This window comes from Myceligenerans pegani (assembly GCF_014892515.1).
Classification (GTDB): Bacteria; Actinomycetota; Actinomycetes; order Actinomycetales; family Cellulomonadaceae; genus Myceligenerans; species Myceligenerans pegani.
On the sequence record NZ_JADBGR010000046.1, the window covers coordinates 105134 to 125827 of the forward strand.

General features: G+C 72.7%; 14 protein-coding genes. 3 read left to right on the forward strand and 11 right to left on the reverse strand.

Features of this window, described 5'->3' with window-relative positions; genetic code table 11:
• Positions 1-38: 38 nt before the first annotated feature.
• From purH to IIE03_RS03490, 8 genes are all read right to left on the reverse strand, one after another.
• Positions 39-1679 (reverse strand): bifunctional phosphoribosylaminoimidazolecarboxamide formyltransferase/IMP cyclohydrolase, encoded by a 1641-nt coding sequence (gene purH, locus IIE03_RS03455; protein WP_192861320.1) that lies wholly within the window; start codon positions 1677-1679, stop codon positions 39-41.
• A gap of 196 nt (positions 1680-1875) precedes the next feature.
• On the reverse strand, positions 1876-3594 hold the full coding sequence (locus IIE03_RS03460; protein WP_192861321.1) for a BCCT family transporter: 1719 nt from the start codon (positions 3592-3594) through the stop codon (positions 1876-1878).
• A 165-nt stretch (positions 3595-3759) separates the two neighbouring features.
• Entirely contained in the window at positions 3760-4404 is a 645-nt protein-coding gene (gene purN / locus IIE03_RS03465; RefSeq protein WP_192861322.1) for a phosphoribosylglycinamide formyltransferase, read from the reverse strand.
• A gap of 43 nt (positions 4405-4447) precedes the next feature.
• A complete protein-coding gene (locus tag IIE03_RS03470) occupies positions 4448-5842 on the reverse strand; it encodes a hypothetical protein (protein WP_192861323.1) in 1395 nt (464 codons plus the stop codon).
• Positions 5811-7238 carry a cell division protein PerM gene (locus tag IIE03_RS03475; RefSeq protein ID WP_192861324.1) on the reverse strand — a complete coding sequence of 476 codons (1428 nt, stop codon included), beginning with the start codon at positions 7236-7238 and terminating at the stop codon, positions 5811-5813. The genes IIE03_RS03470 and IIE03_RS03475 overlap by 32 nt, the downstream gene beginning before the upstream one ends.
• Positions 7239-7401: 163 nt before the next feature.
• Positions 7402-8298 (reverse strand): succinate--CoA ligase subunit alpha, encoded by an 897-nt coding sequence (gene sucD / locus IIE03_RS03480; RefSeq protein ID WP_192861325.1) that lies wholly within the window; start codon positions 8296-8298, stop codon positions 7402-7404.
• A gap of 39 nt (positions 8299-8337) precedes the next feature.
• Positions 8338-9507, reverse strand: coding sequence for an ADP-forming succinate--CoA ligase subunit beta (gene sucC / locus IIE03_RS03485; protein ID WP_192861326.1), 1170 nt, complete (start codon positions 9505-9507; stop codon positions 8338-8340).
• 231 nt (positions 9508-9738) lie between these two features.
• A complete protein-coding gene (locus IIE03_RS03490; protein WP_192861327.1) occupies positions 9739-11085 on the reverse strand; it encodes an AGE family epimerase/isomerase in 1347 nt (448 codons plus the stop codon).
• A 149-nt stretch (positions 11086-11234) separates the two neighbouring features.
• Between IIE03_RS03490 and IIE03_RS03495 the strand changes: the two genes are divergently transcribed.
• The 3 genes from IIE03_RS03495 (at position 11235) to IIE03_RS03505 (ending at position 15977) form a co-directional block, all read left to right on the forward strand.
• Positions 11235-13406, forward strand: coding sequence for an alpha-galactosidase (locus tag IIE03_RS03495; RefSeq protein WP_192861328.1), 2172 nt, complete (start codon positions 11235-11237; stop codon positions 13404-13406).
• A 68-nt stretch (positions 13407-13474) separates the two neighbouring features.
• Positions 13475-15478: an acyltransferase family protein gene (locus tag IIE03_RS03500; protein WP_192861329.1), complete on the forward strand. Its 2004-nt coding sequence runs from the start codon at positions 13475-13477 to the stop codon at positions 15476-15478.
• Between the two features lie 76 nt (positions 15479-15554).
• Complete coding sequence (locus tag IIE03_RS03505) at positions 15555-15977, forward strand: NUDIX hydrolase (RefSeq protein WP_192861330.1); 423 nt, start codon at positions 15555-15557, stop codon at positions 15975-15977.
• Positions 15978-16001: 24 nt separating this feature from the next.
• Here the strand turns inward: IIE03_RS03505 and pcrA are convergent, their stop codons facing one another.
• From pcrA to IIE03_RS03520, 3 genes are read right to left on the reverse strand one after another with little or no spacing between them, the layout of a single operon-like run.
• A complete protein-coding gene (gene pcrA / locus IIE03_RS03510) occupies positions 16002-18656 on the reverse strand; it encodes a DNA helicase PcrA (protein ID WP_192861331.1) in 2655 nt (884 codons plus the stop codon).
• 44 nt (positions 18657-18700) lie between these two features.
• Positions 18701-20059 carry a hypothetical protein gene (locus IIE03_RS03515; protein WP_192861332.1) on the reverse strand — a complete coding sequence of 453 codons (1359 nt, stop codon included), beginning with the start codon at positions 20057-20059 and terminating at the stop codon, positions 18701-18703.
• Positions 20059-20643 carry a SigE family RNA polymerase sigma factor gene (locus tag IIE03_RS03520; protein WP_192861333.1) on the reverse strand — a complete coding sequence of 195 codons (585 nt, stop codon included), beginning with the start codon at positions 20641-20643 and terminating at the stop codon, positions 20059-20061. Before IIE03_RS03520 ends, IIE03_RS03515 begins: the two co-directional genes overlap by 1 nt.
• Between the last annotated feature and the right edge of the window lie 51 nt (positions 20644-20694).

Genomic DNA, 20694 nt, shown 5'->3' on the forward strand with positions numbered 1-20694 from the left:
CGGGCCGGCCGCGACCGCGGCCGGCGCCCGCGGTCGCGTCAGTGGGCGAAGTGCCGCGTCCCCGTGAGGTACATCGTGATCCCGGCGGCGCGCGCCGCCTCGACGACCTCCTCGTCGCGGATCGACCCGCCCGGCTGCACCACGGCCCGCACACCGGCGTCGATCAGCACCTGGAGCCCGTCGGCGAACGGGAAGAACGCGTCCGACGCCGCGACGGCGCCCCGCGCCCGCTCCTCGCCGTCGGCCAGGCTGTTCGCCCGCTCGACCGACAGACGACACGAGTCCACGCGGTTCACCTGGCCCATGCCGATGCCGACGGCGGCCCCGTCCTTGGCCAGCAGGATCGCGTTCGACTTGGCGGCACGCACGGCCTTCCACGCGAACGCGAGATCGGCGAGCACCTCGGGTGACGCGGCCTCGCCGGTCGCCAGGGTCCAGCCCTCCGGGGAGTCGCCCGGTGCCTGGAACCGGTCCACCGCCTGCAGGAGCAGACCCCCGGAGATCGGCCTCGTCTCGACGGCGCCGGACGGCGCCTCGGGCACCACGAGCAGCCGGATGTTCTTCTTGGCCCGCAGGATCTCCAGCGCCTCGGGCTCGAAGCCCGGTGCCACGACCACCTCGGTGAAGACCGGGGCGATCTGCCGGGCCGCGTCCGCCGTGATGACGCCGTTGGCCGCGATCACCCCGCCGTAGGCGCTGACCGGGTCGGTCGCGTGCGCCTTCGCGTGCGCGTCCGCGATGTCGGCGCCGGCGGCGATGCCGCACGGGTTGGCGTGCTTGATGATGGCGACCGCCGGACCCGCGTGGTCCCAGGCAGCCCGCCACGCGGCGTCGGCATCGACGTAGTTGTTGTAGCTCATGGCCTTGCCGTGCAGCTGCTCGGCCTGGGCGAGACCCGTGCCGCCGTCGCCGCGCGCGTACAGGGCGGCACGCTGGTGCGGGTTCTCACCGTAACGGAGCACGTTCGCGCGCTCCCAGGTGCCGCCGACCCATGCCGGGAATCCGGTCGACACGGGGCCGTCCGCACCCTCCACGACGTCCGTCGGGGAGACGGCCGACCCCATCCAGGAGGCGACCGCGACGTCGTACGTCGCCGTGTGCGCGAACGCCGCGGCGGCGAGCGCCTTGCGCTGGGCGAAGGTGAAGCCGCCAGCGGCGACCGCGGCGGCGACGTCGTCGTACCGGGACGGGTCGACGACCACGGCGACGCTCGGGTGGTTCTTCGCCGCCGCGCGGACCATGGACGGCCCGCCGATGTCGATCTGCTCGACGACGGCGTCCGGTTCCGCTCCCGAGGCCACCGTCTCCGCGAACGGGTAGAGGTTCACGACGACGAGCTCGAACGGCGCGATGTCGAGGTCCGCGATTTGGTCGAGGTGGTCCTGCTTGCGGGTGTCGGCGAGGATGCCGGCGTGCACCCGCGGGTGCAGTGTCTTCACGCGGCCCTCGAGGCACTCGGGGAAGCCGGTGAGTTCCTCGACGCGCGTGACGGGGACGCCGGCGTCGGCGATCCGCACCGCCGTCGAGCCGGTCGAGACGAGTTCGACGCCCGCGGCGTGCAGTGCGCCGGCGAGTTCGACGAGGCCGGTCTTGTCGTACACGCTCAGCAGCGCCCGGCGGACCGGGCGCTGCGAGTCGTCGGCGAGCTGGACGTCGGGGCTGGTGGGGGCGCCGGACATGGCGGGTCTCCTCAATCTGGGTGCGGCGGGTCGCGGGACAACCCTGGCACCCAGGCGGGCGGCGCGCACGGCGGGCTCGACGCCCGCTCGTCGCGGGCGGCTCGGCCGCTCCCCGGTGGTGCCCCACCCTCGCCAGTCACGGCCGGCCCCCAGTCTAGCGGCGCTCGGCCGGGGGCCGGCCGGGTGGGCGGGCGGGTTACCTGCCCTTGCTTCTGCCCCTGACCCGCGCCCGGGCCTTGCCGCCGTTCTCCAGGTCGTAGATGTCCTGCGCGATCTGGCCGGCGAACCAGCGGCGCTGCTCGCGCTCGCGGAGCTTGTTCTCCCGCAGGAGCGCCCGCGCCGTGGCGACGCACATCATCAGCATCACGATGCTGAACGGCAGGGCGAGCAGGATCGCCATGGTCTGCAGGGCCCCGAGCGGACTCACGTCGAGTCCGGCCTCCGCGGCGCGGAGCCCCACCCAGAGCAGGACGGCGGCGATCGCGCCCTCCATCGCGGCCCAGAAGGCGCGGCTCCACACCGGCGGGTTCGGGTCGCCGCCGGAGCCGAGCATGTCGACCACGAACGAGCCGGAGTCGGAGCTCGTGACGAAGAAGATCACGATGAGGACGACGGCGACGACGCTCGTCACCGCGGAGAGCGGGAACCCGTCGAGGAGCTGGAACAGGGCCGTGTTGGAGTTCACCGCGCCCTCGGCGTCCACCAGGCCGCCCTCGCCGAACAGCTCGCGGTACAGGCCGCTGCCGCCCAGCACGGAGAACCACAGGAACGTGACGATGGTCGGCACGAGCAGCACGCCGAACACGAACTCGCGGACGGTGCGCCCCTTGGAGATGCGCGCGATGAACACGCCGACGAAGGGCGCCCAGCTCATCCACCAGCCCCAGTAGTAGGTGGTCCAGCCGCCGAGCCACTCCTTGCCGCCCTCGGTGAACGGGCGGGCGTTGAAGGTCAGCGCGAAGAAGTTCGTCAGGTACGAACCGATCTGCGTCATGAAGTCGCTGAGGATGAAGACCGTGGGCCCGACCACCAGGATGAAGACCACGAGCGCGATCGCCAGGCCCATGTTGATGTTCGACAGCCACTTGATGCCCTTGTCCACGCCGGTCACGACGGAGACGAGCGCGATCGCGGTGATGACGATGATCAGGCCGATGAGCAGCCAGGTGGCCGGGTTGCCGGCCTCGTCCAGCTCGACGACGCCGAGGTAGCCGAGGCCCGCGCCGATCTGGCTGACGCCGATGCCGAGCGACGTCGCGACGCCGAAGAGCGTGCCGAGGATGGCCACGACGTCGATGACGTCGCCCCAGAAGCCGCGGATCCGGTTGCCGAGCAGCGGATACAGCGCCCAGCGGATCGAGATCGGGTTGCCCCGGCGGTGCACGGAGTACGCGATGGCCAGGCCGACCACGACGTAGATGGCCCAGGCGTGCAGGCCCCAGTGCAGGAACGTGACGTTCATGGCGGACTTCGCCGCCAGGGCGGCGGTGGCTCCGGCCTCACCCGGGGGCACGGCCCCGTAGTGGCTCAGCGGCTCGGCGACGCCCCAGTAGACGAGGCCGATACCCATGCCGGCCGCGAAGAGCATCGCGAACCAGGAACCGAGCGTGAAGTCGGGCTCGTCGTCGGTGTCCTTGGCGAGCACGATGGAGCCCATCGGCGACACGGCCAGCCAGATCGAGAAGAAGACGAAGAACGCGACGACCCCGATGTACCACCAGCCGAGCTCCGTGACGACGCTCGTGTTCGCCACGCTGATCCAGCTGCCCATCCACTCGGGGAAGACTGCCGTGGCCAGCACGAACAGCACCAGCAACCCGGCCGCTGGATAGAAGACCCGCGGCGCCGGGATCAATCTCCTCCGCTCGGGGACCTCCTGCTCGTCGGATGCGGGCACCTGCTGGTCGACAGCCATACGACCTTTCCTTGCTCTCGGAAGCACTCTGAACGATCGGTTCTTCACGCTAACGAGAACTTTCGCTCCCACGGGTCCATCACCCGGCGCCCGAGGCAATCTTGATCAAGACGTGACCCGGAACGAGCAATGAACAGGTACGAGTGGGTCCAGGGACCCAGAGGGCTAGCCCCCGATCGTCGCATGCCTCCCGGCGACGTACAGCCCTTCACGCGCGATCCGCCCCACGGTCTCGACCAGGAGCGCGCGCTCGGCGACCTTGATGCGCTCGTGCAGGGTGGGCTCGTCGTCGCCGTCGTGCACCGGAACGGCGGCCTGCGCGAGGATCGAGCCGGTGTCGACGCCGTCGTCCACGAGGTGCACCGTGCAGCCGGTGATCCGGACGCCGTGCGCGAGCGCGTCGCGCACGCCGTGCGCGCCGGGAAACGACGGCAGCAGCGCCGGGTGCGTGTTGACGACCCGCCCCTCGAACCGGCGCAGGAACTCCGGCGCGAGGATGCGCATGAATCCTGCCAGTACCACCCAGTCCGGCCGGAAGACCCGCACGGCCTCGGCCATTCCCTCGTTCCACGCGGCGCGGTCGTCGAAGTCCTTCATGGCCACGACGGCGGTGGGGACCCCCGCGTCGCGCGCCAGGTCGAGCGCCCCGGCGTCGGGCCGGTCCGTGACCACGCCGACCACGCGGGCCCCGTAGGCCGGATAGCCGTGCGCCGCGAGCAGCGCGGCGAGGTTGGATCCCCCGCCCGAGGCGAGGACGACGAGACGCGAGGCGGAGCTGGAGTCGATCGCGTGGCCGGACGGAGTGTGCACCCGCTCAGCCTACGTGGGGACGGCGCCGTCGATCCCCCGCGCCTCAGCCCGCCCGCCACACGCTCAGGGTCGCGCGGCCCCCGCTGACGCCGTCGACGCCGATCCCGACCTTGTCGTTGAGCACCAGCTCGCCCCGGCGCCCGCTGCTCCACGCCGCGTACCCGTCGCCGGACACGATGCTCCCACCGGTGGTCGAGTACGACCGGATCAGCCCGCCCAGCTGCATGGTGGCCGTTCCGCCGTCGACCGTGACCAGGATCTCGTACGGCCCGCCGGGCCCGCCGATCGGGATCAGGGTTCCCGACGCCACGCGCACCTGGCATCGCGCGTCCCCGCACGCGGCGAGGTTCGACCCGTCGGCCGGATCGTCGGCGCGGGCGACGGCCCTGTCCCGGGCACGCTCGTGCTCGGCCGCCCGCGCCGCGTTCTCCCGCACCGTGTCGATGATTCCGGCGATCCGGTCGCGCGTCCGCCGCGCCCGCTCGGCGGCGGACTCGTCGGCGTGGTTCTCGAGGTACTCGTCGTACAACGAGCGCGCGTCCCGCAAGGGCTCGAGGTCGACGGGCGACTCCCCACCGGCGAGCGCGCCGACCTCGGCCATCGACTCGACGTGGGCGAGGGTGTCGATGCCAACCGTCTCGTCCGCGCAAGCCAGGAGCCACTCGTCGCGCACGTCTTCTGTCGCGGCGACCGGTTCGGCGAGCTCTGGGTGAGTCCATTCACGATCGAGCAGGTCCAGGTGCTCGTCACGAGTCGTGCAATAGCTGGAGTCGATGTTCGTCCTGTCGTAGCGGGCGTTCTCCGCCGAGAAGCGTTCGAGATACGCCTCCATCACGCCGCGGACGCTCTCCGACTCCTCCGGGCTCTCCTCGAGCGTCGTCGTCAGCAGCTCGAAGGCTTCCTCCGGCGTGCCCTGGAGGAAGTAGTCGTCCGGGATGTAGTCGCTCTCGTCACGCAGGAGGAGCATGTCCGCGCGGACGACGGCGGCGTGCGCCCACCGTGCATCCGCACGCGCGACATACTTCTCGAGTATCTCCGGGTCGAACGTGTCCTGGCCGACGGTCGCGTCGAGGAGCACCGCGCACGCGTGGCGGTCCTGTCGCGAGGAGTCCACCAGGTCGCCGGCGACGAGGCCAGGCAGCGACTCCAGCTCGTCCAGCGCCGCGACGGCGCCGGCGCAGTCCCCGTCCGTGTGCCGGGTCTCGGCTTCGTCGACCAGCCGGGACGCCTCGACTCGCACGGACACGAGGACGACGCCGGCGGCGGCCAGCATCACCGCGGCGGCCACGGTCACCACGATCCGCCGGCGCCGGGCCAGGAAGCGCCTCGCACCCCACCCCCGCCGCGGGTCGACCGGGCCGGTGAGGTTCTCGGGGGCCGTCGGCCTCGCCGGGTCCGTCGGACCGTCAGAGGGCGGCGTCACCTGCTCGTTCGTCATGCGGCAAGTCGACACCGGGCTCGCCGGGAGCCCTCCCGGCGTCGGCGAGCCGGTTCCGGAGATGCTGGTTCCGGAGATGCGCCGGCAGCACGACCGACGCCGCGCCCACCAGCAGCTCGCCCGCGATCAGCAGGGCGACGAACCACGGCGTCGCGCCGACGTCGGACAGCCGCTCCGCGCCCACGGCGCCCGACGCCGCTGCCTGCAGCACCCCTACCAACAGCCCGGCCGTCCCGGCGAGGCCACCGAGCACCAGCGCGACGTCGGACCACCGCAGCAGGCCGGGCTCCAGGCGCCGCCACGCGAACCACCCCGCCGCCGCGCCGCATGCCACCACGACGAGCGGTGCCGCCCAGCCGAAGCCTCCGGTCCAGTCCTGGCCGGGCAGTGCGGCGAGCAGCGGTACCGCGGGCAGCGGCCCCGAGTCCGCGCCGAACGGCGTGAAGCCCGTTCCGGTCCCGACGGCGAAACCCGGACCGCCGAGCCAGGCCATCGCCCACAGCACCAGATCGGGCAGCAGCGCGAGCTGCGCGACCGCGAGCACGATCCCGCCGGCCCACCCGGGATCGAGCGCCCGGATGATGTCCGACGACGTCGCGCGGCCGGCCACCGCCCACACGCCCACCAGGACCGCGGCGGCGCCGGTGAGCAGGCCCATGGCCACCAGTCCGGCCCGCGCACCGAGCCGCAGCGTGGGCGGGCACCAGCCGCGGACGAGGCGGTTGAGGCGGTCCCCGAGCTCGGCCGGGGTCGGGGCGCCGCCGCGGGCGAGCGTCCCCAGACCGAATCCGAGACCACCGACCAGCGCGCCCGCCACAGGAGCCGCCAGGACGGACCACGCGGTGACGCTCGGGACGGCCACCGCGACCGCCGTCGTCCCCGCGGCGTAGCAGCCCGTCGCGACCACCCACGTGCGCGGGGTCGCCCGGGCGGCGTGACGTGCGGTGACGTAGCAGGAGAAGAGCGCGAGCACGGTGAGGCCGAGCGGGACGAGCGTGAGCGTCGCGCCCGACGCCGTCACCGGCACGCCGTGCCCCAGCAGCCAGATCCCCGAGGCGACCTCGACCGGCGTGCGCCAGTTCTGACCGCCCTCGCCGTCGGCTCCCGGCGCCGGCCCGGCGCCGGACGCCGCGGCGGCGAGGTACGCGACGAGCGCGGGGAGCACGATCATGGCGAGCGACAGGCCGGCGGCCTGGACGGCGGCGAGAAGTCCGGAGAGCGCGTCCGCGACGGGCCCGGCGAGCGGGGAGGCGGGGGCGTCGTCGGCGTCGACGGTGCGGGCGGCTCGGCGTGAGCGGTCGCCGGAGCCGTCGCCGGAACGGGGCCTGGCGTCCGGGCGCGGCCGGGAGGCGGGACGGGACCGGGACGTGGGACGACCCCGGGTTGGTGCACTCACCCGGCCATACTCACTCGCCGCGGAGCGCGGCCGGGGCCAACCGACCCCGGCGCGTCGGGTGCCCTGCGCTGAGACGTCGGGCACACTCCGCCCGCAGCGCCCGAAACCAGACACCGGCCGGTCGGTCACACCGTGACCGACCAGCGCGGCGTCCGGACCGGACTCAGAGAGCCTTGAGGATCTCCCGCATGAGCTCGGCCGTCTCGGACGGCGTCTTGCCGACCTTGACGCCGACGGCCTCCAGGGCCTCCTTCTTCGCGGCCGCGGTGCCGGCGGAGCCGGACACGATCGCCCCCGCGTGGCCCATGGTCTTGCCCTCCGGCGCGGTGAAGCCCGCGACGTAGCCCACCACCGGCTTGGTGACGTGCTCCTTGATGTACGCGGCGGCGCGCTCCTCGGCGTCCCCGCCGATCTCGCCGATCATCACGATCGCCTTGGTCTCCGGGTCGTTCTCGAAGGCCTCGAGCGCGTCGATGTGCGTGGTGCCGATGACCGGGTCGCCGCCGATGCCGATGGCGGTGGAGAACCCGAAGTCCTTCAGCTCGTACATCATCTGGTAGGTCAGCGTGCCGGACTTCGACACGAGACCGATCGGGCCCTTGCCCGTGATGGTGTGCGGCGTGATGCCGGCGAGCGACTCGCCCGGCGTGATGATGCCCGGGCAGTTCGGGCCGATCATCCGCGTCTCCTTGCCCTGCAGGTAGGCGAAGACCTCCGCCGAGTCCTGCACGGGCACGCCCTCGGTGATGACCACGAGCAGGCCGATGCCCGCGTCGATGGCCTCGATGCACGCGTCCTTCGTGAAGGCCGGCGGCACGAACACGACGGAGACGTCCGCGCCGGTCTCGGCCATGGCCTCCTTGACCGTGCCGAACACCGGGAGGGTGACATCGTTGCCCTCGTGGTCCTTGTGCTGCACCGTCGTGCCGGCCTTGCGGGCGTTCACGCCGCCCACGATCGTGGCGCCCGAGTCGAGCATCAGGGCGGTGTGCTTCGCACCCATGCCGCCGGTGATGCCCTGGACGATGATCTTGCTGTCCTTGTTCAGGTAGATGGACATGTCAGTCAGTCTCTGCTCTCTGTGGCGTCGTCGCGGGGCTCAGGCGTTGGCCAGCTCGGCGGCCTTGTCGGCGCCGCCGTCCATGGTGTCGGCCAGGGTGACCAGCGGGTGGTTGCGCGTGGCGAGGATCTCGCGGCCCAGGTCCACGTTGTTGCCGTCGAGGCGCACCACCAGCGGCTTGGTCGCGTGGTCGCCCAGCAGGTCCAGCGCGCCGACGATGCCCTTGGCCACCTCGTCGCAGGCGGTGATGCCGCCGAAGACGTTCACGAACACGGCCTTGACCTGCTCGTCACCGAGGATGACGTCCAGGCCGTTGGCCATGACCTCGGCGTTCGCGCCGCCGCCGATGTCGAGGAAGTTCGCCGGCTTGACGTTGCCGTGCTTCTCGCCGGCGTAGGCGACGACGTCGAGCGTCGACATGACCAGGCCCGCGCCGTTACCGATGATGCCGACCTCGCCGTCGAGCTTGACGTAGTTGAGGTTGTTCTCCTTGGCCTTGGCCTCGAGCGGGTCGGTCGCGGCCTTGTCCTCGAGCTCGGCGTGGTCGGGGTGGCGCACCTCCGACGCGTTCTCGTCGAGCGAGACCTTGCCGTCCAGCGCGACGATCGCGCCGTCCTCCGTCTTGACCAGCGGGTTCACCTCGACGAGGGTGGCATCCTCGTTCTTGAACACCGTCCACAGCGTCTGGATGGTCTCGGCGACCTTGCCCTTGACGTCGTCGGCGAAGCCGGCGGCGTCCACGATCTCGGCGGCCTTGGCCTCGTCGATCCCGGTCAGCGGGTCGACGGCGATCCTGGCGAGCGCCTCGGGCCGCTCGACGGCGAGCTGCTCGATCTCCACGCCGCCCTCGACCGAGCACATGGCCAGGTAGTTGCGGTTCGCGCGGTCCAGCAGGATCGAGAAGTAGTACTCCTCCGCGATCTTCGCGCCCTGCGCGATCATCACGCGGTGGACCGTGTGGCCCTTGATGTCCATGCCGAGGATCTCGGCGGCCTTGGCCTCCGCCTCCTCCGGCGAGTGGGCCAGCTTCACGCCGCCCGCCTTGCCCCGACCTCCGGTCTTCACCTGGGCCTTGACGACGACGGTACCCCCGCCGAGCTTCTCAGCGCCTTCGCGAGCTTCCTGCGGCGTCGTCGCGACGACACCGCCCAGCACGGGTACGCCGTGCTTCTCGAAGATGTCGCGCGCCTGGTATTCGAACAGGTCCACCCTGCTGCGTCCTTCCATCGGTCTCGCCCCCGCGCGCACTGCACGATCGCAGGGGCCTGCTAGGCAGATGTCCCTGGTCGAGTGGAAAACGCAGCGGATGACCGACGGCGTGTGCCTCACGGTCGAGGGCCGCTCGTCGATACCGGCCAGTGTCTCGACGTCAAGACATCGCGTACAGCGTAGCCCTGTTGACGGCCTCGCATAAGTTCACGGTGTGGGAATCACGTCACATCACGCGGAACCGCCGGACGCCAGGGCCGCCGCGAGCGTCGGGGCGAGCGGGAGCCGCGGGATCAGCGTGACCTGGAAGGCGTGGTAGAGGTCGGGCTTGCCCGGCCAGACCTTGGCCGACGGGCGGTTGTCCTCGTCGAGCTCGTGGTGCCACGAACCGCGGCGACGGTCGATGAGGTAGCGCTCGGCGTAGTCCCACCAGCGGGCGTACCACTCGGCGAACCGGTCCTCGCCGGTGCGCGCGTGCAGCGCGGCGGCCGTCCCGATCGCCTCCGCCAGCACCCAGTGCATACGCGTGCGGACCACGGGCACGCCGTCCCAGTCGGTGGTGTAGACGAACCCGTCGGCGCCGTCGGCGGCCCAGGCGTCCTCGACAGCGCGGTCGAACAACGCCGTCGCGGTCCGCACCAGCCCCTCGTCCGGCCCGGTCGCGGCCTCCAGGTGGAGGATCAGCCGCGCCCACTCCAGTCCGTGGCCCGGCGTGGCGCCGTACGGCTTGAACTTGTCGTCGGGGCGATCCCGGTTCAGGCCGAGGTCCGGGGTCCAGTCCCGCCCGAAGTGCTCGGGCAGCCGCCCGTCGTGGCTCTCGGCCAGGTCCGCCACGAACGCGACGGCCCGCGCGGCACGCTCCCGCCACACGGCCCCGTCCCCGTGGTCGAGGAGGCCGGCGACGGCGGACGTGGCGGGGTCCGCGGTGTGGTGGCCGGCCCCGTCGCGCTGTCCGGCACGGTGCCCGACGGCGGTTGTGGCAGGCTTCGCGGCGAGCGCATCCACCGCGTCGGCGACCGCGAGCATCGCCTCGACGGAGTGCATGGTCGCGTTCAGGCCGCGGTAGTCGTCGCAGTGCGTGAACGTGACGTCCCAGGTGTCGACGGGGCGGCCGGCGTCGTCGTCCCAGAACCTCTCGACGTAGACGCGCGTCGCCTCGGCGAGCAGTTCCGTACCGCCGGGGCGCCCGGCGAGCGCCGCCGAGGACGCCGCGAGCATGACGAAGGCGTGGTCGTAGCAGGACTTGCCGGCACCGGTGTGGGGTCTGCCGTCGGCGTCCAGGGCGCCGTACCAGCCGCCGTGCTCCGGATCCCGGAGAGGGCCGGTCAGCCCGGCCAGGGCCGCGTCGGCGGCCGGGCCGCATCCCGGGATCCCGAGCAGTGCGCCCAGGGAGTGGACGTGCACGGTCCGGCACGTGATCCAGGTCTGCACGCCGTGCGCGGGGTCCGGGACGCCGTCGTCGTCCAGGTACGCGGCGCCGCCGCCGGGGAGCGCGGCCCCGAGGCCGAAGGCGAGCAGGCGCCGGGACTCTGCGTCGAGCCAGGCGCGGTGAGAGGGCAGCTGTGTCCACGGTGTCACGGGCCGAACCTACTACGCCGGGCCTTACTGACGACAACGCTGTCACACTGTGGTCGCGGGAACGCGGCCGACGGGGCCCTGGTCAACGCCGACCCCGCTCACCGAACAGTGGTCACGGAGACACGATGGTCACCGCGATAATGGGCGCGATGACGCACACACCACCGGCCTCGCCGCAGAGCCCGACCGTCCTGAGGCGCGACGGCGTCGCCGTCGTTCTCGAGCACCCCGCCACCGGCCTGCCGTCCGTCCTGCACTGGGGCGCCGACCTCGGTCCGCTCCCGGCCGCCGACCTCGCCGCGCTCGACGCCGCGACCGACCCGCGGACCCCGCCCGCCCCGCTCGACGCCGGCCCGCGGGTCCCGCTGCTGCCGCAGGAGTCGGACGGCTGGTCGGGACGGCCGGGGATGGTCGCGCTGCGCGACGGCCGTCCCGTGTTCCCCCGCTGGACCGTGACCGGGCGCACGGGCGACGACGCCACGCTCCGGCTCACCGCGTCGTCGGACGGCCTCGAGCTCAGCTCCGTGATCGCCGTCGGGCACGGCGGCCTCGTGACGCTGCGGCACGCGCTCACGAACACGGGCGAGGGCACGGTGACGATCGACCACCTGGACACCGCCCTCCCCGTGCCCCGCGGCGCCGACCACCTGACCAGCTTCACCGGCCGCTGGGCACGGGAGAAGACGCCGGTCACGACGTCGATGCCGCCCGGGGCGTCCACCGTCACCAGCCGGCGCGGGCGCGGCGGCCACGACGCCCCGTGGGTCAGCATCGCGTCCGCGGGCGAGCCCCGGAACCGGACCGGTGAGTCGTGGGCGGTCCACCTGGGCTGGTCGGCCGACGTCGTGCACCGGACGGACCGGATGACGGACCACGAGACCCAGCTCGGCGCCGGCGAACTGCTCCGGCCCGGCGAGATCCGCCTCGCCCCCGGCGAGACGTACGAGGCGCCGGTCGCGTACTTCGCCTGGTCCGACAACGGTCTCGACGGGCTGTCCCGCCGCTTCCACACCTGGCTGCGGGCACGGGAGCAGCACCCGGCGACGGCACGGCCGCTCGTGCTGAACACCTGGGAGGCCGTCTACTTCGACCACGACCCGGAGCGTGTCGCGGAGCTGGCGCGGGCGGCGGCGGCCGTCGGCGTCGAACGGTTCGTGCTCGACGACGGCTGGTTCCACGACCGGCGGGACGACACCCGCGGGCTCGGTGACTGGGTGGTGGACCCGGCGGTGTGGCCCGAGGGCCTGCAGCCGCTCGCCGATCTCGTCCACGGGCTCGGCATGCAGTTCGGGCTGTGGTTCGAGCCCGAGATGGTGAACCTCGACTCGGACCTCGCGCGGGAGCATCCGGAGTGGATCCTCGGGAACCCCGCGTCGGTCCCGTCGCCGGACGGGCTGTCGTTCCGGAACCAGTACGTCCTCGACCTCGCGCACCCCGGGGCGTGGGAGCACGTGCGGGGCCAGATGTCCGCGCTGATCGACGCGCTCGGCGTCGACTTCGTCAAGTGGGACCACAACCGGGACCTCGTGGAGGCGGTGCACGTCGAGGGGACGCCGGCCGGTGGCACGCCGCGACCCGGCACGCACGCGCAGACGCTCGCCGCGTACCGCCTCGTCGACCGGCTGAAGGCGGACCACCCGGGCCTGGAGATCGAGTCCTGCTCGTCCGGCGGGGCCCGGACGGACCTGGGCATCCTCGCGCGGACCGACCGTGTCTGGGCCTCCGACTCGAACGACCCGGCCGAGCGCCAGGACATCCAGCGGTGGACCGAGCTGGTGCTGCCGCCGGAGCTGATCGGGGCGCACGTCGGGCCGTCGCCGGCGCACTCGTCAGGTCGGGCCACGGATCTCTCCTACCGCGTGGCGACCGCCCTGCAGGGGCACGCCGGGTTCGAGTGGAACCTCCTGGAGTGCACACCCGAGGAGACCGAGGCCGTCACCGCCTACGCGGCCCTCTACAAGGAGCTGCGCGGGCTGCTGCACTCGGGGACCGTGGTGCACGGCGACACCGCGGATCCCGCACTGCGCGTGCGGGGTGTCGTGGCGCCGGACGGGGCGGAGGCGGTGTTCACGGTGGCGACCGTCGGCTCCCTGGCGGACGCGCGGCCGGAGCGGGTCACGCTGCCGGGCCTCGACCCCGGCCGGCGCTACACGGTGCGGGTCCGTGACGAGGCCGGGCGGGCCAGGTGGTTCGGCGGGACGCCGCGGTGGCTCGGCAAGGACGCGGACGCCGTCCCCGGCGTGGTGCTCGACCGCGTCGGGCTGCAGATCCCGAACCTCTGGCCGATGCAGGCCCTGATCCTGCACCTGCGGGCGGTGTAGGCGGCCCGTTGCCGACCACACCGACGAGAACGCCCGGGACGACGGAGCGCGTCCGGTAGCGTCCGGGTGTGGCCGATGTGACCACCGACCCCCGGACCGCCGGACCGCAGCCGGCGGCGGCCGGGGCACCCTCCGAGCCCCTCGCCGGTCCCCGCATCCGCGGGCTCGACGGCCTGCGCGCGCTCGCCGTGGCCGCCGTCGTCGGATATCACCTCGAGCCCGGGTGGGTTCCGGGCGGGTTCGTCGGCGTGGACATGTTCTTCGTCGTCAGCGGGTTCCTCATCACCACGCTGCTGCTGCGCGAGATCGGCGCCACGAGCTGGATCGACGTGCCCCGGTTCTGGACGCGGCGCGCGCGGCGGCTCCTGCCCGCACTGTTCCTGCTGCTGCTCGTGTCCGTCCCGGTGGCGCGGCTCGTCGAGCCGGACCTCACCGTAGGTATCGGACGCCAGGTGCTCGGCGCGACGACGTTCGGCACCAACTGGCTGGAGATCTCCGCGGGTTCGGACTACTTCGACGAGACCGCCCCGGAGCTCCTGCGCCCGCTGTGGTCCCTGGCCATCGAGGAGCAGTTCTACCTGGTCTGGCCCGTGCTGCTGGTGGTGCTGCTGCTCACCGTGCCCTCGGGGCGGTGGCGGGTGCGCGTCGCCCTCGGCGCCGCCGTCGCGTCCGCCACCGCCATGGCGCTGCTGTACCCCGCGGGCGACGACCCCACCCGGGTCTACTACGGCACCGACACCCACGCGTTCGGCCTGCTGCTCGGCGCGGCCGTCACGCTGCGCTGGGCCCGGGCGCGACCGCTGCTGCACGGGCTCCGGGCGCACCTCCTGCCGGTACTCGCGCTCGGCGGCCTCGTCGCCCTGTGGGCCCTGCTGCGCAGCGACAGCGCGCTGACCTATCCGGGCGGGCTCCTGCTCGCGTCGCTGCTGACGCTGGTCCTCGTGCTGGGGTGCGTGTCGGGCGTGCGGTGGCTGACCTGGCTCCTGGAGCTGGCCCCGCTGCGCTGGGTCGGGGAACGGTCGTACGGGATCTACCTCTGGCACTGGCCGGTGCTGCTGGTGGTCGGGGCCGTGATGTCCGACGGCGGTCCGGGGGCTGCGGCAGGTTCCTGGGCGAGGTGGGCCGGTGACGGGGTGGTCGTGGCCGTGATGCTGGCCGTGTCCGCGCTGTCGTACCGGTTCGTGGAGATGCCGGTGCGGCGGCGCGGCTTCCGCGGCGCGTTCCGGGCCCTGTGGGCGCAGGTCACCGCACGCGTCCCGGACGCACGGCCCTGGGCGGCGCGGGTCGCTGTCGGCGCCGTCGTGCTGGCCCTCGCGGGAACGACGACGGCGGTCGCCACCGCGCCGCGGCTCTCCGGCGCGGAGCAGGCGGTCGCGGCCGGGCTCGCCGCCCAGGAGGCCGCGGAGCGGGCCGCCGGGGGCACGAAGGATTCAGGCGATCCGGGCGGAGGCAGCGCGGGCGACCGCGACACAACGGGCGCCGAGCGGTCCGGTGACGGATCCGGTACCGGGCCGGGAGCCGGCTCCCGCGGGGGTGCCGGTGACGACGCCGGCCCGCTGCCGCCGGGCGGGGGCCAGGGGGAACGCATCTCGGGGTTCGGGGACTCGGTGCTGGCGGCCGCCGTGCCGGCCGTGCTCGGGCAGTGGCCGCGGGCCGACATCGACGCCGAGCCGATCCGCCAGTGGCGAGATGCTCCCCGACTCGTCCGGCGTGCCGCCGAACGGGGGGCGCTGCGCGACGTCGTCGTGCTCAACTTCGGCACCAACGCCGGGTTCCAGGGCGAAGGGTCCGTCGAGGCGGCCGAGCGCACGCTCGATCTCATCGGACCGGAGCGGCTCGTGGTCCTGGTGAACACGGTGGGCATCTCGTACTGGGTGCCGGACGCGAACGCCCGCCTCGAGGAGATCGCGGCGGGCCGGGACAACGTCGTGGTCATGGACTGGAACGCCGTGTGCGCGAAGCGGCCCGAGCTGCTGCACGCCGACGCGACCCACCCGAACATGGAGGGCATCGCGGTCTACGCCACCGAACTCCAGAAGTCCTTCGACGAGCTGGAGAAGCGCTCGGCCTGACATCGGACGTTCCACGGTGCGCGGGTGCGAGGCCGACGCGGCGGCTGGGCCGTCCGCGTCGGGCAGGATGTCCCCCATGGACCTGCGCATCGGCTGCTATGCCGTGATCACCGACGACGCGGGACGGATGCTCCTGCCGCACTGGAACGAGGGGAACAGGTCCGGCTGGACGATGCCCGGCGGCGGGATGGAACCCGGGGAGCACCCGGCCGACGCCGTCGTGCGCGAGGTGTTCGAGGAGACCGGCTACCACGTGGAACTCGGCGAGCTGCTCGGGGTGGACAACATCGTCATCCCCGCCGAGGACCGCATCGCGCCGGGCGCCGGCCCGATACAGGGCGTCCGGCTGGTCTGGCGGGCCCGGATCACCGGCGGGGAACTCACCGTGGAACGGGACGGCACCACCGACGACGTCGCCTGGCACGCCCAGGAGACGGTCGACGTCCTCGACCGGGTCGAGCTGGTCGACGTCGCGCGCCGCTGGGCGGGCCTCATCTGACGGCCGAAGGGCTCGGCCGCCCGGTCAGAGCTTGGTGACCTTCGTGTACTTGAGGGCGATGCGCTTGGCGCCGTTGCTGCCGAAGTCGATCTTGACCACGTCGTTCTTCTCGACGCCGACCACCGTGCCGAGGCCATAGGTGTCGTGGGTGACCTTGTCGCCCACGTCCAGGGCGGGGACGGACTTCTGGATGTTGACCGAGCCGAACTTCGAGCCGTTGCCCGACGACGTCCCGGACCCGCCGCGGCCGCCCGCCGGGCTGCCCGCGCGGGAGCGTGAGCCGCTCCACGAGGTGTCCACCCGGGACCCGGAGCCCCCACCGGCCCGGCCGCTGCCCGAGCCGTAGCCGCCCGAGCTCCAGCCGCCGTACCCGCCGCGGATCGCCTGGGTCGAGGACTCACGCCGCTTCCAGTCCCAGAGCTCCTCCGGGATCTCCTCCAGGAAGCGGCTGGGCGGGAACTCGTTGGACATGCCGAACGCCGCCCGGACGGCCGATCGCGAGATGTACAGCCGCTCGCGCGCCCGCGTGATGCCCACGTAGGCGAGCCGGCGTTCCTCGGCCAGCTCGACGTCGTCGTTCATGGAGCGCATGTGCGGGAACGTGCCGTCCTCCATGCCCGTGAGGAACACGACGGGGAACTCCAGGCCCTTCGCGGTGTGCAAGGTCATCAGGGTGACGACGCCGCGGTCGGCCGACTCGTCCTTGGCCTCCTCGGCGGCGCCGTCGGCGACGTCCTCGTCGGGGATCTGGTCGGCGTCCGCGACCAGCGAGACGCGCTCGAGGAAGTCCGCGAGATCGCCCTCGGGTTCGAGCTCGCCGAACTCCGTCGCCACCGCGTGCAGCTCCGCCAGGTTCTCCACGCGCGAGGCGTCCTGCGGGTCCTCCGACGCCCGGAGCTCCGCCAGGTAGCCGGTGCGGTCCAGCACGGCCGACAGGATCTCGGCCGGCCCGGCGCCGTCGTCGACCAGCTCGCGCAGGCCGGTCATCAGCTCGGCAAACGCGCGCAGCGGCTTGAGGGACCGGGTCGTCATGCCCGGGATCTCCTCGACCCGGTCCAGCGCCGCGCCGAACGAGACGCGCTCGCGCTCCGCGAAGTCCGCGACGAGCGACTCGGCGCGGGCGCCCAGCCCGCGCTTGGGGACGTTGACGATGCGGCGCAGGTTCACGTCGTCGTCCACGTTGGCCAGCGCGCGCAGGTACGCGACGGCGTCCTTGACCTCCTTGCGCTCGTAGAAGCGCGTGCCGCCCACCACCTTGTACGGCAGGCCGACCCGGATCAGCACCTCCTCCAGGGCGCGCGACTGCGCGTTGGTGCGGTAGAAGATCGCGACGTCGCCCGGGCGCACGCCCTCCTCGTCGCCGAGCCGGTCGATCTCGTCGGCGACGTAGCGTGCCTCGGCGTGCTCGTCGTCGGCGACGTAGCCGGTGATCTTGGCGCCCGCCCCGGCGTCCGTCCACAGCCGCTTCTCCTTGCGGCCGGCGTTGCGGGAGATGACGGCGTTCGCCGCGCTGAGGATGTTCTGGGTGGAGCGGTAGTTCTGCTCCAGCAGGAGCGTGGTCGCGTCCGGGTAGTCGGCCTCGAACTCCTCGATGTTGCGGATGGTGGCGCCACGGAACGCGTAGATCGACTGGTCGGCGTCGCCGACGACGGTGAGCTCGGCCGGGTCCAGGGCACCCTCCGGGCCGGCCCCGTCCTCCTGCACCCCCGCCAGCTCGCGTACCAGCACGTACTGCGCGTGGTTCGTGTCCTGGTACTCGTCCACGAGGATGTGCCGGAACCGGCGGCGATAGTGCTCGGCGACGTTCGGGAACGCCTGGAGCAGGTTCACCGTGGTCATGATGATGTCGTCGAAGTCCAGGGCGTGCGCCTGGGACAGGCGCTGCTGGTAGCGGGTGTAGACCTCGGCGAGCACCTGGTCGAACCGCTGCTTGTCCCGCGCCGCGGCCCAGCCGACCCCGGCGGGGGCGTCCTCCTCGGAGCCGGCCCGCCGCGCATAGGTGTCCGGGTCGATCAGCTCGTTCTTCAGGTCGCTGATCCGGTTGGCGAGCGAGCGCGCCGGGTACTTCTTCAGATCCAGGTTCTGCTCGCGCGCCACCAGCTCGATGAGGCGGCGGCTGTCGGCGGCGTCGTAGATCGAGAACGACGACTTGAGCCCGAGGGTCTTGGCCTCACGCCGCAGGATGCGCACGCACGCGCTGTGGAACGTGGAGACCCACATCCGGCCCGCGGCCGGGCCCACCAGCCCTTCGACCCGCTCGCGCATCTCGGCGGCGGCCTTGTTGGTGAAGGTGATCGCCAGGATCTCCCCGGCCCGGGCGCGGCCCGTGGCCAGGAGGTAGGCGATGCGGTGGGTGAGCACGCGGGTCTTGCCCGAGCCGGCTCCGGCCACGATGAGCAGCTGCCCGCCCTCGTGCACGACGGCGGCCCGCTGCTGCGGGTTCAGCCCGTCCAGCAGTTCGTCCGGGTCGAGGTGCGCGTAGGCCCCCTTGGCTCGCGGCGTCTCCGCCTCGTGCGGCAGCCCCGCCAGCCACTCGGGCTCCGCCGGAACCGTCGAGTCGCCCGCACCGTCGTCGTCCCATCGGGGCGCCACGCTCGGCAGGCGCGACGTGTCGCCCGGTTCGGCCTCGGAGCCACCGGGAAAGCCGGGAAGATGCAGGGAGTCGAAGAGGGAGGTCATCGGGAGCAAGCCTATGCGGGGTGACCGACATCGACGACGTGCGTTCAGTTCTCGTAGCTGAGCGTGCCCAGGAACTGGCGCACGAGTTCGATCCCCTCGTCCCCGCCGGGGAAGTCGAGAGTGACCTTCGCGTGGTTCCCGTTGCCCTCCTGGTGCAGGTGGATCTCGACGAAGAGGGAGCCCGGGCCCTCCTCCCCCGGGGCCGCCGACTCCTCGATGACCTGCACCACGGCGTAGTCCGCCCCGGGTACCTCGATCTCACTCGTGCCTTCCCGGCTCAGATCCACCACGCCCGGCCAGAAGTTCGCCCCGGGGTCACCCGACTCGACGTACCCGCTCCACCTGGCGACGGGGTCGGCCTCCGGAGCCACCGTGACGGTCTCGTCCGACACCACCTCCACCAGTTCCCCGAACATGCCGTCGTCCCGCGGCGCCGCCCTCCAGCGCTCCGGGTACGCGTACGAGAGCCCGCCGGTCGTCGCCCTGGTCCAGCCGGCCGGAACGGCGTGCTCGACCGGGCCGAGCTCGTGGTACTCGAACATCGGCTCGTACCAGTCCGGTTCCCCGTAGTCGTTCAGCCAGAGGTTCCCGAGGAAGTCGCGCAGCATCGCGTCGCCGGCGTCGTCCGCCGGGAACCGGGTCTCGATGATCCAGCCCTCACCCCCACTGCGGATGCGGGTCTTGACAGGCCTCACCTCGGTCTCGGCCCCGTTGCGTTCCTCGGTCACCACCTTGAACGGCTCGATCACGACGAGATCGGCACCCTCGATCTCGAGCGTCATCGCCCCGGAGTCCCGGTCCGGGGCGGACCAGCCGGAGGCGTCCGGCACGTTGCGGAGCTCGATGTCGGTCACGACGTCGTCGACGGTCAGGTCGAGCGTCTCGCCGAGGCGCTCGTTCGCGAGCTCGCTGTCAGGTGACGCCCAGCCGATCCGGCCACCGGCCGCCACGTCCCCGACCGACGTCCAGCCCCCCGCGGGAACCTCGTACCAGAGCCCTCCGAGAATGTACGGTGCCGCCCCGTCGTCGGTCACTCCGTGCACCACGCCCGGCATCACGGGCAGTTCGCCGCCGCCGGTCCGGACGTACCGCACGGGTTCGTGCTCAGCAGGCCCGTCGTCGTCGGACGGCGGCACGCTCGGCGACGGCTCGGCCTGCACGCTGTCCGACGTCGCCGGCATCGGCTCCTGCCGGTTCGCGTACACGGTGCCGACCGCACCCATGGCTCCGCTCATCGCGACCAGCACCGCGAGACACGCGGCCACCGTCAGGACGACCCGGCGCCGCTTCTCACGGCGGATCGCGGAACCCGCCATCGCGCCGCCGTCGACCACAGGCGTCAGGTCACCGGCCATGCGGGCCAGGTACTGCGCGAACGGGTCCTTCTCCTCCGGAGCGTTCATCACCGGCCCTCCTCACGGCTGGTTCCGAATCCGTCGGCGCCCAGCTCCGCCCGCAGGAGCGCCAGGGCGCGGGACGCGGTCGACTTCACCGTCCCCGCCGAGACGCCGAGCGTCTCCGCGGTCTCCGCCTCGGAGCGGTCGAGCAGGTAACGCAGCACGACGACGCGACGCTGCTTGGCGGTGAGCTTCGCCAGCGCCCGCACGAGGCGATCCCGCTCGGCGATCGCGGTGTCCGACGCCTCGGTCGCCTCCGCGGTGCGCCACACCATGGCGTCGTCCTCGGTGGGGATCTCCTTGCGGTTGCGCCGCCAGGTGTCGATCCGCGCCGTGGCGACCACGCGTCGGGCGTAGGCGTACGGGTCGCCGTCGGCGAGCTTGTTCCAGTGCCGGAACGTGCGCTCCAGGGCGGTCTGGGCCAGGTCGTGGGCACGGTGCGCGTCGCCGCACAGGAAGTAGGCCATGCGCACCAGATCCGGGGTCCTGGCCTGGGCGAACGCGGTGAACGCCACCTCACGGGTCCGATCGCCCGCCACCACGACCGGCAGGCTGCCCGTGATGGCGTCGGCGCTCGTGGCGGACGTCATCCGCCCACCTCCCCGCATCGGCCGGCCGGCACGAGGCCGGTCTGTCGAAGA